13 protein-coding genes, 1 pseudogene and 1 riboswitch are annotated in these 13,398 nt (G+C 72.6%); of the genes and pseudogenes, 11 read left to right on the top strand and 3 right to left on the bottom strand.

The genetic code is table 11. The features are described from left to right. Nucleotides 1–34: 34 nt before the first annotated feature. Nucleotides 35–235 carry an antitoxin gene (locus tag IE316_RS15995; RefSeq protein WP_190204990.1) on the bottom strand — a complete coding sequence of 67 codons (201 nt, stop codon included), beginning with the start codon at nucleotides 233–235 and terminating at the stop codon, nucleotides 35–37. Nucleotides 236–373: 138 nt separating this feature from the next. On the opposite strand from IE316_RS15995, the gene IE316_RS16000 reads away from it, so the two are divergent. The 10 genes from IE316_RS16000 to IE316_RS16045 all read left to right on the top strand — a co-directional run bounded on the left by IE316_RS16000 (nucleotide 374) and on the right by IE316_RS16045 (nucleotide 10,189). Beyond that, entirely contained in the window at nucleotides 374–1,141 is a 768-nt protein-coding gene (locus tag IE316_RS16000; RefSeq protein ID WP_229910409.1) for an HNH endonuclease family protein, read from the top strand. Between the two features lie 130 nt (nucleotides 1,142–1,271). Beyond that, nucleotides 1,272–1,913, top strand: a complete 642-nt coding sequence (locus IE316_RS16005; protein WP_190204992.1) for a SurA N-terminal domain-containing protein — start codon at nucleotides 1,272–1,274, stop codon at nucleotides 1,911–1,913. Nucleotides 1,914–1,943: 30 nt separating this feature from the next. Next, entirely contained in the window at nucleotides 1,944–2,921 is a 978-nt protein-coding gene (locus IE316_RS16010; protein ID WP_190204993.1) for a nucleoside triphosphate pyrophosphohydrolase, read from the top strand. A gap of 62 nt (nucleotides 2,922–2,983) precedes the next feature. After that, nucleotides 2,984–4,264, top strand: coding sequence for a cytochrome P450 family protein (locus IE316_RS16015; protein ID WP_190204994.1), 1,281 nt, complete (start codon nucleotides 2,984–2,986; stop codon nucleotides 4,262–4,264). Nucleotides 4,265–4,411: 147 nt separating this feature from the next. Next, a complete protein-coding gene (locus IE316_RS16020) occupies nucleotides 4,412–5,446 on the top strand; it encodes a LysM peptidoglycan-binding domain-containing protein (protein ID WP_190204995.1) in 1,035 nt (344 codons plus the stop codon). A 182-nt stretch (nucleotides 5,447–5,628) separates the two neighbouring features. Beyond that, nucleotides 5,629–5,795, top strand: a riboswitch (cyclic di-AMP (ydaO/yuaA leader). A gap of 3 nt (nucleotides 5,796–5,798) precedes the next feature. Next, complete coding sequence (locus IE316_RS16025) at nucleotides 5,799–6,545, top strand: LysM peptidoglycan-binding domain-containing protein (protein ID WP_190204996.1); 747 nt, start codon at nucleotides 5,799–5,801, stop codon at nucleotides 6,543–6,545. Between the two features lie 257 nt (nucleotides 6,546–6,802). Beyond that, nucleotides 6,803–8,083 (top strand): phosphopyruvate hydratase, encoded by a 1,281-nt coding sequence (eno, locus tag IE316_RS16030; RefSeq protein ID WP_190204997.1) that lies wholly within the window; start codon nucleotides 6,803–6,805, stop codon nucleotides 8,081–8,083. 92 nt (nucleotides 8,084–8,175) lie between these two features. Then, on the top strand, nucleotides 8,176–8,652 hold the full coding sequence (locus tag IE316_RS16035) for an FtsB family cell division protein (protein ID WP_190204998.1): 477 nt from the start codon (nucleotides 8,176–8,178) through the stop codon (nucleotides 8,650–8,652). A gap of 29 nt (nucleotides 8,653–8,681) precedes the next feature. Then, nucleotides 8,682–9,224, top strand: coding sequence for a DUF501 domain-containing protein (locus tag IE316_RS16040; protein ID WP_190204999.1), 543 nt, complete (start codon nucleotides 8,682–8,684; stop codon nucleotides 9,222–9,224). After that, nucleotides 9,221–10,189, top strand: coding sequence for a Ppx/GppA phosphatase family protein (locus IE316_RS16045; RefSeq protein WP_190205000.1), 969 nt, complete (start codon nucleotides 9,221–9,223; stop codon nucleotides 10,187–10,189). Before IE316_RS16040 ends, IE316_RS16045 begins: the two co-directional genes overlap by 4 nt. A 38-nt stretch (nucleotides 10,190–10,227) precedes the next feature. Here IE316_RS16045 and IE316_RS16050 read toward each other — a convergent pair. Then, nucleotides 10,228–10,990, bottom strand: a pseudogene (locus tag IE316_RS16050) (SDR family oxidoreductase). Between the two features lie 146 nt (nucleotides 10,991–11,136). Between IE316_RS16050 and IE316_RS16055 the strand changes: the two are divergent. After that, on the top strand, nucleotides 11,137–12,012 hold the full coding sequence (locus IE316_RS16055) for a helix-turn-helix transcriptional regulator (RefSeq protein WP_190205001.1): 876 nt from the start codon (nucleotides 11,137–11,139) through the stop codon (nucleotides 12,010–12,012). A gap of 69 nt (nucleotides 12,013–12,081) precedes the next feature. Here IE316_RS16055 and IE316_RS16060 read toward each other — a convergent pair whose 3' ends face one another. Beyond that, the gene (locus tag IE316_RS16060) at nucleotides 12,082–13,278 is read right to left on the bottom strand and encodes a PP2C family protein-serine/threonine phosphatase (RefSeq protein ID WP_190205002.1); all 1,197 of its coding nucleotides are present in this window, start codon (nucleotides 13,276–13,278) and stop codon (nucleotides 12,082–12,084) included. Nucleotides 13,279–13,398: the final 120 nt, after the last annotated feature.

Below are 13,398 nucleotides of genomic sequence, written 5' to 3' on the forward strand. Positions count from 1 at the left end.
CCGTGGACGGCCTCGGCCTTCGAGGGAGCGTGTCCTAGGGTCGGTCCGGTCGGTCACCGCCCCGTCCGCGGCCCATGCCGAGCCGGTCCTCGGCCTGCTGCTGCGCGGTGTCGACCTGCTTCTCGTACTTCCCGCCGGTCCGCTGGTTGACCTGGCGTTCGGCGGTGTCGGACAGCTTCCTGGACTTTTCCTTGTCCTTGCCGGCCATGCTCTTCATCTTGTCGAGGATGCCCATGCAGAGCTCCCTTCCGAGACGGGTCTCACTCCCGACGCTACGCCCGATATGAGGCACCTGCCTGTTATGGCCCCATGTGGTCTGGACCTGTCGATCGCTACGGTGGGAGGTGACGTACAGCGAAGGGGAGGGGCGCCCGTGAGGCGGCACCACAGGATCCGTACCGCCGGGACCGTCTGCGCGGTCCTGGCCCTGGCTCTGGTCACCGGGTGCGAGGGACTGGACGACGGCGGCACCGCCGCGTCGGACGGCGCCGGGGCACCGGCCGGCGGCAAGGCCACCAGCCCGCTGCGCAACCCCGACGGCACCGAGCCCGGCCTCGCCCCGGTCACCGGCGACGCGGACCGGGCCGCCGCCCGCGACCTCATCGGCGGCCTGCGCACCAAGGGCCGGGGCCCCAAGACCGGTTACGACCGCGACGAGTTCGGCTACGCCTGGATGGACACCGCCGACGGCGTCCCCCTCGCCCGCAACGGCTGCGACACCCGCAACGACGTCCTCCAGCGCGACGGCGAGGACCTGCGCTTCCGCTCCGGCTCGAACTGCGTCGTCGTCGCCATGACCCTGCACGACCCGTACACCGGCACCACCATCGACTTCCGCAAGCAGCACGCCGCCGAGGTGCAGATCGACCACGTCGTCCCCCTCTCCTACAGTTGGCAGATGGGCTCCTCCCGCTGGAGCGAGAGCAAACGCGAGCGACTCGCCAACGACGTCCTCAACCTCATGCCGGTCCAGGGCCGCGCCAACTCCGCCAAGAGCGACTCCGGCCCCGCCTCCTGGCTCCCGCCCAGCAAACGCATCCGCTGCGCCTACGCCGTCCGCTTCGCCCAGGTCGCCGAGAAGTACGAACTCCCGGTCACCCCGGCGGACCGGGAGACGATGCTGGAGCAGTGCGGGGGGTGAGCCCGCGAGCCGGTGCCCGATGTCCCGGTGAATCGTTGGTCGAATGGGTTGGCCGGAGCCTGGCCACTGCCTACCATCGATCACCGCAAGACCTTGTGCACCGCCGCACAAACTCCACCGGGAGGTCTCCTTGCACCGCCGCCGTCGCACCGCGCTCCTGCTCACCGCCGCGATCGCCGCGGCCCCCCTGCTGACCGCCTGCGGCGACGACGCGCATCCCGGCGCGGCGGCCGTGGTCGACGGCCGGCGGATCACCGTCGCCCAACTGGAGGACCGGGTCGACGAGATCCGCGCCGCCCAGCGCGCGACCGTGCGGGACGAGGCGCAGTACGCGCAGGCCATCAACCGCACCGGCAGCCTCACCCGCGACACCCTGCACAGCATGGTCCTGGACGAGGTGCTGCACCACGCCGCCCGCCGGGCGGGCATCACCGTCACCCGCAAGGAGATCCAGCACATGCGGGCCGGCCTGGAGCAGCAGGCCGGCGGCGCCAGGGAGCTGGAGGCGGTCTGGCTCCAGCAGTACGGCATCGCCCCCGGGCGCCTGGAGGACAACCTCCGCCTCCAACTGGAGGCCCAGAAACTCGCCCAGCGGCTCGGCACCGACACCGGCCAGCCGGCCTTCTGGAAGGCCCTGGCGAAGTCCTCCGCGGAACTCGACATCGACCTCAACCCGCGCTACGGCACCTGGGACGTGGAGAAGAGCAGCCGGGTGGACGCCGACACCCCCTGGGTGCGGGACGTCACGGCGGCGACCCAGGGGACGGCGTAACCGTTCAGCGGTGTGCGTTACGTTCGAGACGTGAACGCGACGAGCCCCGAAGCCGCCCAGGACCCCGGCCGCGTGGTCCTGCTCACCACCAGCCACCGGGTCGCCCCCGGCCTGCTGTCCTGGCCCGCCTGGCAGGCCCTGCGCTCCGCCGACCGCGTGCTGTGCGCGGACGGCGCCCACCCGCAGGTGCCCTACCTCCGCGAGGCGGGCGTCACGGTCGACCGGGCCGCCCCGACCGCTGAGGAACTCCTCGACGCCTGCGCCGGCGGCCGCACGGTCGTCGTCGTGGCCACCGGAGAGGGCGAGCCCGCCCTCACCGACGGCCTCGCCAGGCTGGCCGGCTCCGGCCGCGTGCGCATGCCCGAACTGGAACTCCTGCCCGCCTCCTATGACCTCCCCGGCGCCCGCCTCCTGGACCTCGTGCAGGTCATGGACCGCATCCGCGCCGAGTGCCCCTGGTCCTCCCAGCAGACCCACAAGGGCCTGGCCAAGTACGGCATCGAGGAGGCGTACGAACTCGTCGAGGCGATCGAGGAGGGCGACCGCGACGGACTCCGCGAGGAACTGGGCGACGTCCTGCTCCAGGTCGTCTTCCACGCGCGGATCGCCGAGGAGGACCCGGAGGCGCCGTTCTCCGTGGACGACGTGGCCGGCACGATCGTCACCAAGCTGATCCACCGCCACCCGCACGTCTTCGGCGACGCCACCGCGACCACCCCCGAGGAGGTCAAGGAGCACTGGCTGCGCACCAAGGCGGTCGAGAAGCAGCGCGCCTCGGTCACCGAGGGCGTCCCGCTCGGCCAGCCCGCCCTCGCCCTGGCCGCGAAGCTCGCCTCCCGCGCCCGCACCGCCGCCCTGGACGTCCCCCTCCCGGACGGCGAGGGCATCGGCTACGCCCTCCTCGCACTCGCCGCCGAGGCCGAAGCGCAGGGCGTCGACCCGGAGGCGGCGCTGAGGGCGGCCGCCCGCGCCTACCGGGACGCGATCCTGGCAGCGGAAAGGGACTGACAGCCCCCGTCGGCTCCGGTGGCCCGGACACCGCCCCGGTCCGCTGGAGATACGGTCGGCACGTGACCGACCGACCCCACGCCCAGCCCGTCCCCTCCCTCTTCACCTGGGAGTTCGCCGCCGACCCCTATCCCACGTACGCCTGGCTGCGGGAGAACTCCCCGGTCCACCGCACCACCCTCCCCAGCGGCGTGGAAGCCTGGCTGGTCACCCGGTACGCCGACGCCCGCCAGGCCCTCGCCGACCCCCGGCTGTCCAAGAACCCCGCCCACCACGACGAACCCGCCCACGCCAAGGGCAAGACCGGCATCCCCGGCGAGCGCGGCGCCGACCTGATGACCCACCTGCTGAACATCGACCCCCCGGACCACACCCGGCTGCGCCGCCTGGTCAGCAAGGCGTTCACGCCCCGCCGCGTCGCCGAGTTCGCCCCCCGCGTGCAGGAGCTGGCCGACCACCTCATCGACGGGTTCGCCGGCCGCGGCGAGGCCGACCTGATCCACGAGTACGCCTTCCCGCTGCCCATCTACGCCATCTGCGACCTGCTCGGCGTCCCGCGCGAGGACCAGGACGACTTCCGGGACTGGGCGGGCATGATGATCCGGCACGGCGGGGGCCCGCGGGGCGGTGTCGCGCGGTCGGTGAAGAAGATGCGGGGCTACCTCGCCGATCTGATCCATCGCAAACGCGCCGCGCTGCCCGCCGAGCCGGACCCCGGCGAGGACCTCATCTCGGGCCTGATCCGCGCCTCCGACCACGGTGAGCACCTCACCGAGAACGAGGCCGCCGCGATGGCGTTCATCCTGCTGTTCGCCGGGTTCGAGACGACCGTCAACCTCATCGGCAACGGCACCTTCGCCCTGCTCACCCACCCGGAGGAGCGGGCCCGCCTCCAGACGGCCCTGGCGGCCGGCGACCGCGGCCTGCTGGCGACCGGCGTGGAGGAACTCCTGCGCTTCGACGGCCCGGTGGAGCTGGCCACCTGGCGGTACGCCACCCGGCCGGTCACCCTCGCCGGCCAGCAGATCTCCGCCGGCGACCCGGTCCTGGTCGTGCTGGCCGCCGCCGACCGGGACCCGGCGCGGTTCGCCGACCCGGACACCCTGGACCTGGCCCGCCGCGACAACCAGCACCTCGGCTACGGCCACGGCATCCACTACTGCCTCGGCGCCCCGCTGGCCCGGCTGGAGGGCCAGGTCGCGCTGGCCACGCTGCTCACCCGGCTGCCCGACCTGCAACTGGCCACCGACCCGGCGGAACTGCGCCGGCGCGGCGGCCTCATCATGCGCGGGCTGCGCACCCTACCGGTGTCCTATACACCTGTTTCGGTGGAGCGGAAGTGACAGACGTTCACTTCTGTGATCTCCATGTGATCTGCACGGCATGAACTTGTGACAAGTGATCGTGTGCCGATACGTTCACGGATCAGCGCGGCGCCGAGCCCCATCCGCCGCCGCGCGGGCCCCTGTTGTCTCGTGAAAGGTCCCCGCATGCTCTCCGGGAACGGCCGTCACCGTCGCCCCCGCCAGGCCCCGGCCCTGGTCGTCGCCGCCGGAGTCACCGGCTCCGCCATCGCGATCCCCCTGCTGGGGGCCACCGGCGCGCACGCGGCCGACGGCACGGCCTGGGACCGCGTCGCCGAGTGCGAGACCGGCGGCGCCTGGAGCCAGAACAGCGGCAACGGCTACTACGGCGGCCTCCAGTTGTCCCAGAACGACTGGGAGGCGTACGGCGGGCTCGCCTACGCGCCGAGCCCGGACGAGGCCAGCCGCTCCCAGCAGATACGCGTCGCCGAGAGCCTGCTCGCCGACCGGGGCATCGCCGCGTGGCCGACCTGCGGTCCGCTCGCCGGGCTGGGCGGCGGCTCGTCCGCCGCGGACACCGCGAGCGGTACGGCGGATGACGACGCGTCGGACGAGACACCCGCGACGGACTCGGCGGGCAGCTCCGGCTCCGGCCGGACGACCGGCGCGAGCCCCAGCCCCAGGACGACGGCGACTCCTGACGCCTCCTCGCCCTCGGCCACCCCGTCCACCGAGAGCGACAAGAGCCGCAAGAGCGGCACCGGTAAGAAAACGGCCAAGTCCGACACGTCCCCGGAGTCCGAAAAGACCACCTCCGGTACGGGCGACACCGCCACCACAAAGCGCGACGACTCGGACAACTCGGGCCGGACCGACGCCGCTTCACGCCTCACCGGCACCGGCACCACCGGCACCACGGACACCGGAACCACGGGCACCGGCACCGGCCGCCACCGCGGCGGCACCGCCGACGAGGACGCCGCCGACGGACGTACCGCCGGACGGCACGCCACGCGCGGGGACGGTGTGGCGCGAGAGGTCCAGGACGGGTCGTACACCGTGCGGACCGGCGACAGCCTCTGGGGCATCGCCGACTCCCTTGAGCTGAGCGGGGGATGGCACTCCCTGTACGCCGAGAACAAGGAGACCGTCGGCGCCGACCCGGACCACATCCTGCCCGGTCAGAAGCTTGCAGTGGGTGTCGAATCGGGCGAAAAGTAACCGGAGTTCACGTCATGGTTGGCACTGAATGTCCGGTATAAACGCGGTGAGAGATAGGTCTCAGAAGTCGTGATCGTCTTTGAAAATCCGCCGCGGGCGTGGCTACGGTCGTGATCGCTCGCCACCGCGGGCCCCGGCCGCCGCAACGCCGAATCCTGCCAGCGGCAGTCCGGGAACAGTCGTCGCGTCAAGCGCCGTAGGCAGGAGCGGGGGACCCAAGGTAAGCGCCGCACCGGGCAGTCGAGCCGGAGCGGCTAGGGGTGAAGCCGGCTCCCGTGAGGGACCCGGCCGGGCAACTCAACCGGCCCGAACCCGACAGCTCACCTCGCAGGCGTCGGTGAGGGGATCCACCATGCTGTTCTCCAGCAAGGGCAAGCACCGTCGTCCGTCCAAGGCCACCCGGGCCATCGCCATCGCCGGTGTCACCGGTGCCGCCGTCGCCGCTCCGCTGATGGCGGCCGGCAACGCCTCCGCCGCCACCGAGTCCGAGTGGGACGCCGTCGCCCAGTGCGAGTCGGGCGGCAACTGGTCCATCAACACCGGCAACGGCTACTACGGCGGTCTGCAGTTCTCCGCCTCCACCTGGGCCGCGTACGGCGGCACCCAGTACGCCTCCACCGCCGACCAGGCCAGCAAGGCCCAGCAGATCCAGGTCGCCGAGAAGGTCCTGGCGGCCCAGGGCAAGGGCGCCTGGCCGAACTGCGGCACGGGCCTGTCGGGCGCCGGGTACACCGGCGGCGGCGCCACCGAGAGCCAGAACCAGAGCAGCGGCAGCCAGAGCACCGGCAGCCAGAACAGTGGCAGCCAGAGCAGCGGCTCCACCGCGACCCGGGAGACCCAGGAGCAGCCGGCCTCCCGCTCCCAGGAGCGCCCCGCCCAGACCCAGCAGAAGCAGACCCAGAAGACGGTCACCACCCCGACCGGCAAGAAGGTCAAGAAGGGTGACGGCGAGTACAAGGTCGTCAAGGGCGACACCCTCAGCACCATCGCCAAGGAGCACGACGTGGCGGGCGGCTGGGCCAAGCTCTTCGAGCTCAACGACGACATCGTCGACGACGCCGACCTGATCTACCCGGGTCAGCAGCTCCACCTGAAGTAGGACCCGCGGGTCCGGCCAGACTCCCCCGCCCCGGTGCGTGTTCCCCCGTACGCGCCGGGGCGGGGGCATGTCCGGAACCCGTCCCTCTTTTGTTCCGTTCAGAAACAATTTACGCTCGGTTCTGCCCCAGGGGTGGGTGACCGGCTGGCCGATCGGCCGGAGCCGGTTAGGCTCATCCCGCAGAGCCACACGGCCGCGCCCGCGACAGCCAACCGCGGACCGGCCGTCCCGCGTCACATCCCAAGAAGGAGATGCTCGTGCCGTCCATCGACGTCGTCGTAGCCCGGGAAATCCTGGACTCCCGAGGCAACCCCACGGTCGAGGTCGAGGTCGGCCTCGACGACGGCAGCACGGGTCGTGCCGCCGTCCCGTCCGGCGCCTCCACCGGCGCCTTCGAGGCCATCGAGCTGCGCGACGGCGACGCGAGCCGCTACCTCGGCAAGGGTGTCGAGAAGGCCGTCCTCGCCGTCATCGAGCAGATCGGCCCGGAGCTGGTCGGCTACGACGCCACCGAGCAGCGGCTGATCGACCAGGCCATGTTCGACCTGGACGCCACCGACAACAAGGGCTCCCTCGGCGCCAACGCCATCCTCGGCGTCTCGCTCGCCGTCGCCCACGCCGCCTCCGAGGCCAGCGACCTCCCCCTCTTCCGCTACCTGGGCGGTCCCAACGCGCACCTGCTGCCGGTGCCGATGATGAACATCCTGAACGGCGGCTCGCACGCCGACTCCAACGTGGACATCCAGGAGTTCATGATCGCCCCGATCGGCGCGGAGTCCTTCTCCGAGGCGCTGCGCTGGGGCGCCGAGGTCTACCACACCCTCAAGAAGGTCCTGAAGAACAAGGGCCTGGCCACCGGCCTCGGCGACGAGGGCGGCTTCGCCCCCAACCTCGGCTCCAACCGCGAGGCCCTCGACCTCATCCTCGAAGCGATCAAGGAAGCCGGCTACACCCCCGGCGAGCAGATCGCCCTGGCCCTGGACGTGGCCGCCTCCGAGTTCTACAAGGACGGCGTCTATACCTTCGAGGGCAAGGAGCGCTCGGCGGCCGAGATGACCGAGTACTACGCGGAGCTGGTCGACGCCTACCCGCTGGTCTCCATCGAGGACCCGCTGTTCGAGGACGACTGGGAGGGCTGGAAGACCATCACCGACCAGCTCGGCGACAAGGTCCAGCTCGTCGGCGACGACCTGTTCGTCACCAACCCCGAGCGGCTGGCCCGCGGCATCGAGGAGGGCGCGGCCAACGCCCTGCTGGTCAAGGTCAACCAGATCGGCTCGCTGACCGAGACCCTGGACGCCGTGGAGCTGGCCCAGCGCAACGGCTTCAAGTGCATGATGTCCCACCGCTCCGGCGAGACCGAGGACGTCACCATCGCCGACCTGGCCGTCGCCACCAACTGCGGCCAGATCAAGACCGGCGCCCCGGCCCGCTCCGAGCGCGTCGCCAAGTACAACCAGCTCCTGCGCATCGAGGAGATCCTGGACGACGCCGCGGTGTACGCCGGCCGTAGCGCCTTCCCCCGCTTCAAGGGCTGACCGCCCCGTAGGCAGAGTCGTCCGTACGTCCCCGCACCCGGTCCCGTACCGTGTGCGGGGACGTACGCGCGTGGACGGGAGGCGGAAGGCGGATGGCCGTGAGGGACCGGGACCGTTTCTCCACCACGACCAGGATCAGGCTGCTCGGCGAGCAGACCGCGGCCCGGGTCTACCGCTCGCAGACCCGCCGCCAGGCCCGCCGCTCCCGGCTGACCGGCCGGGCGGCGCTGCTGGCGATGGTGGTCTGCTCCCTGGTGGTGGCGCTCGCCTACCCGATCCGGCAGTACGTCGCCCAGCGCGCCCAGATCGCCGACCTCCAGCGGGAGAAGCAGCAGGCCCGGCAGCGCGTCGAGGAACTGCGCGACCTCAAGGCACGCTGGCAGGACGACGCGTACGCCGAACAGCAGATCCGGCTGCGGCTGCACTACGTGATGCCGGGCGAGACGGGCTACATCGTCATCGACCCGGCCGCGGCCCGGCCGTCCCGCACCTCTCTCGGGGCCGCCGACCGCCCCTGGTACCGCAATGTCTGGGAAGCGGTCGACAAGGCCGACGCCGCCCGTCAGTGAACCCACAGGAAGACCAGCAGAAGACAGCCATGCAGACCCCTCCGCCGCCCACCGGGCGCACCGAGCCCACCGACGCGGACGTCGCCGCGTTCCAGCAGCAGCTCGGGCGCCCGCCCCGCGGACTGCGCGCCATCGCGCACCGCTGCCCGTGCGGGCAGCCGGACGTCGTGGAGACCGCCCCGAGGCTGCCCGACGGCACGCCGTTCCCCACGCTGTACTACCTGACCTGCCCCAAGGCCGCCTCCGCGATCGGCACCCTGGAGGCCGACGGGGTGATGAAGGAGATGACCGAGCGGCTGGCCGCCGACCCCGAGCTGGCCGCCGCCTACCGGGCCGCGCACGAGGACTACATCCGGCGCCGCGACGAGATCGAGGAGCTGACCGGGTTCCCCAGCGCGGGCGGGATGCCCGACCGGGTCAAGTGCCTGCACGTCCTGGTCGCCCACTCGCTGGCGGCCGGCCCCGGGGTCAACCCGCTGGGCGACGAGGCGATCGCCATGCTGCCCGAGTGGTGGCGCAAGGGACCGTGCGTGACGGTCGCGGAGAAGGAGAAGAAGGAGGACGAGAAGTGACCCGGGTCGCCGCCGTCGACTGCGGTACGAACTCCATCCGGCTGCTGGTCGCGGACGTCGACCCGGCCACCGGCACGCTCACCGACCTGGACCGGCGGATGACCATCGTCCGCCTCGGCCAGGGCGTGGACCGCACCGGCCGGCTCGCCCCCGAGGCCCTGGAGCGCACCTTCGCCGCCTGCCGCGAGTACGCCGCGGTCATCAAGGAGCACGGCGCCGAGAAGGTGCGGTTCGTGGCCACCTCCGCCTCCCGGGACGCCGAGAACCGCGACGAGTTCGTCCGCGGCGTCCTGGACATCCTGGGCGTCGAGCCCGAGGTCGTCACCGGCGACCAGGAGGCCGAGTTCTCCTTCCGCGGTGCCACCGCCGAACTGGCCGGCCGCCCGGACCTGGAGCGGCCCTTCCTGGTGGTGGACATCGGCGGCGGCTCGACCGAGTTCGTGGTCGGCGACGACCGGGTGCGGGCCGCCCGTTCGGTCGACATCGGCTGCGTCCGGATGACGGAACGTCACCTGGTCCGCGACGGCGCGGTCACCGACCCGCCCACCGGGGAGCAGGTCGCGGCGATGCGGGCGGACATCGAGGCCGCCCTCGACCTGGCCGCCGAGGCGGTGCCGCTGGGCCAGGCGCGCACCCTGGTCGGCCTGGCCGGGTCGGTCACCACGGTCTCCGCGATCGCCCAGGACCTCCCGGAGTACGACTCCGCCGTCATCCACCACTCCCGGGTCTCCCGCGACCGGGTCCGCGAGATCACCGACCGCCTGCTGCGCTCCACCCACGCCGAACGCGCCGCGATCCCCGCCATGCACCCGGGCCGCGTCGACGTCATCGGCGCCGGCGCCCTCGTCCTCCTCGCGATCATGGAACGCACCGGCGCGGCCGAGGTCGTCGTCAGCGAACACGACATCCTGGACGGCATCGCGTTCACGGCGGCGGAGGAGATCGAGGCGGGCACCGGCGGCTGACCGGTCCGGTCCGGCACCGGACGGCCGGCCCGAGGGCGTCAGCCGCGGCGGCCGGGGAGCATGGCCAGGGCCTTGGACCGCTGGGCGACGAGGTCGTCGTAGGTGCCGTCCCGTTCGGCCCAGCGGTGTGTGAGGACGCCCTTGACGAGGATCTCGCGGGGGGGTGGGGTCCTGCGCCAGCAGGTCCATGACCTCGGTGGCGAAGTCGTCCAGCGGCAGCGCGTGCGCGACCGCCTTCTCCTGCCCCGCCCTGGCGACAGCCGGGGGGACCAGTTCGACGACGTCGACACCGGTGCCGTCGAGCTGCGCGCGCAGCGCCTCGGAGTAGGCGTGCACCGCGGCCTTCGAGGCGGCGTAGCTCGGCATGGGCGGGAACGGCAGGAAGGCGATGCCGGAGGTGACGGTGACGAAGGTGCCGGCACCCCGCCGGATCAGGTGCGGGGTGAAGGCGTCGACGACCCGGATGGTACCGAGCAGGTTGGTGTCGATCGTCGTCGCCGCCGCCTCGAAGTGCGCGGGGTCGCGCAGGTCCTCCAGGAGCATGACGCCGGACATGGTCACCACGGTGTCCAGCCCGGGGTACCGGGCGAGCGCGGCGTCCCGGGCGGACGCGACCGAGGCGCTGTCGGTGACGTCGACGCGGAAGGTGCCGAAGCCTTCGTCGGCGAGTTCCGCGAGTGCCTCCCGGTTGCGGCCGCCGACGGCCACGGTGCTGCCCGCCGCGGCGAACCGCCGGGCCAGCTCCCGCCCGATGCCCGAGATGCCGCCGACGACGAGGACGGTGCGGTCGGAGAGATCCATGGAGTCTTCCCTTCAGGTGGCGAGGTCCTTCTCGGACCAGTGCTCCCGCAGTCTCGGCGGCCCGCGCCGGGTGGACGAGGGCCCCCGTCTTCCCTGGTCCTGCCAGGGCCCCCGCCGGCACCCGCGCACCGCATTACGGTGGCGGCATGAAGGACGAGGAATCCGGCAGCCAGCTCGGCGCCTACCTCCGTGCCCGGCGTGACCTGGTCTCCCCGGCCCAGGTGGGACTCCCGCCCGGCGGCAACCGCCGCGTGCCCGGCCTGCGCCGCGAGGAAGTCGCCCTGCTGGCCGGCATCAGTCCCGACTACTACCTGCGCCTGGAGCGGGGCCGGGACAAGAACCCCTCACCACAGGTGCTCGAGTCCCTCGCGCGGGTGCTGCGACTGGACGACGTCGAGCGGACGTATCTGCTCGGCCTCGCGGCGGCACGCCCCAGGGCGCCGCGGCGCAAGCGGCCCGAGCAGGTACCGGCACGGGTGCACGAGCTGCTCGCCCACCTTCAGATTCCGGCGTTCGTCGAGGGGCGGGCGTTCGACGTGCTGGCCTCCAACCCCATGGCGGTCGCGCTCTCCCCCCGCCTGCGGCCCGGCCAGAACCGGCTCCGCTCCCTCCTCCTCGACCCCGAGGAACAAGCCTTCCAGCAGGACTGGACGAGAGCCACCGCCGATGCCGTCGCCGCCCTGCGCACCACCATCGGGGACGACACCGACAACCCCCGGTTCGTCGAACTGGTCGGCGAACTCGCACTGTCCAGTCAGCGGTTCCGCACCCTGTGGGCCCGCCACGACGTCCGCGGTCTCGACGGGGGCACGGCCACCGTCCGCCACCCCGTCGTCGGTGAACTGCGCCTCCACCGCGACAAACTCCCCGTCGACGATGTGATCCTCGTCGTCTACTACCCCGACAAGGACAGCGACAGCGACGAGAAGCTGCGTCTCCTGGCCGCCCTCTCGGCCACCGGGTCCTCCGGTACGGCACCCGGCGCACCGGCGGCGGACGCCCCTCGCCCGAAGACCCCCTGACGGGCACGCGCCGCCCGTCCCGGCGCTCGCGTCGGCCCCGCGGTCGGCGCAGCCTGCCCGCCGCCCCCGTCAGGCGACCGCGGGCGGCGGCCCCGTGGCCGTCACCGTGACCGCGATCAGCGCGAGGTCGTCGGTGAGGACGCCGCCCGCGTGCTGGTGGACCAGGCGGGTGAGGGTGTCGGCGACGGTCGGCGGGCCCTGCCGCCAGGAGGCGCGCAGGCCCTCCTCGGGGGAGAAGAAGACGCCGTCCCGGTCGCGTGCCTCCAGCAGTCCGTCGGTGCACATCAGCAGGACATCGCCGAAGGCGAAGGGGCGGGTCTCGTACTCCCAGGGGCCCGGGTCGAGTTCGCCCATGCCGAGCGGGAGGCCGGGGTCGGCCGCCTCCCAGGTCCGTACGCCCCCGGGGCCGGCGAGGAACGCCTGGCAGTGGCCGCGGGTCAGCAGTCGCACCTCGCCGCCGCCGGCCGGGATCTCGGCGATCGCCGCGGTGATGAACTGCTCGTCGGCGACGCCGACCACGTCCGCGACCTCCGTGACCTCGCCGTCGGCCGCGCGTACGGTGGCCAGTTCGCGGGTGAAGCGGGTGACCGCCTCGTCCAGGTGGCGGGCGAGCAGCGGCAGCGTCTCGGTGTGGTGGGCGGCCTCCCGGAAGCAGCCCACCAGCGCGGCCACGCTGGGGATCGCGTCCAGGCCCTTGCCGCGCACATCGCCGATGAGCAGCCGTACCCCGTACCGGGTGCGCTCGGCGGCGTACAGGTCGCCGCCCACGGCCGCCGCGTGCGAGGCCGCCTCGTAGCGCACCGCGATCCAGGTCCGCCCCAGCCAGGCCCGCACCGGCGGCAGGACCGCCCGCTGGGCGTACTCGGCGGCCCGGCGGGCGCCCTGGAGCTGGTCGTACAGGAACAGCCGCAGCCGGCACAGCGGCACGCTGGCCCAGGCCAGCACCACCAGTGAGATGTAGTCGACGACGGCGTGGCTCCCGTCGACCGTCAGGTGCCGTCCGAAGACGAGCACCAGCAGCCCGGCCGCGCTGGTCAGCACCGCCACCAGGACGACCATGCGCAGCGAGTACACGCAGGCCGCCATCATCGCGCTGAGCGCCAGCAGCAGGTCGCCGCTGAACGCCCCCGGCGTGGGCAGGTCCACCGCGAGCGCCAGGGCGATCAGCACCAGCGGCAGCCACCGTGCCCAGGGGGGCACCACCGGTTCCTGGAACTCCGGGGGCGCATGGGAGAGCAGCCCTGTCGCGCGGCGGTGCGGACTCATACGGCCCCTTCCTCTCTGCCCAGCACCTTAAGGACGTATGAGCAGGTCGGCGAACGTGTGAGCGCGTTCGGGGGGTGCCCCGGGGGCCGGTCGGCGGGGTCCGCCGGGAAAGTTCGTGAA

Origin of the sequence: Streptomyces fumanus (genome assembly GCF_014655295.1) — a bacterium.
Classification (GTDB): domain Bacteria; phylum Actinomycetota; class Actinomycetes; order Streptomycetales; family Streptomycetaceae; genus Streptomyces; species Streptomyces fumanus.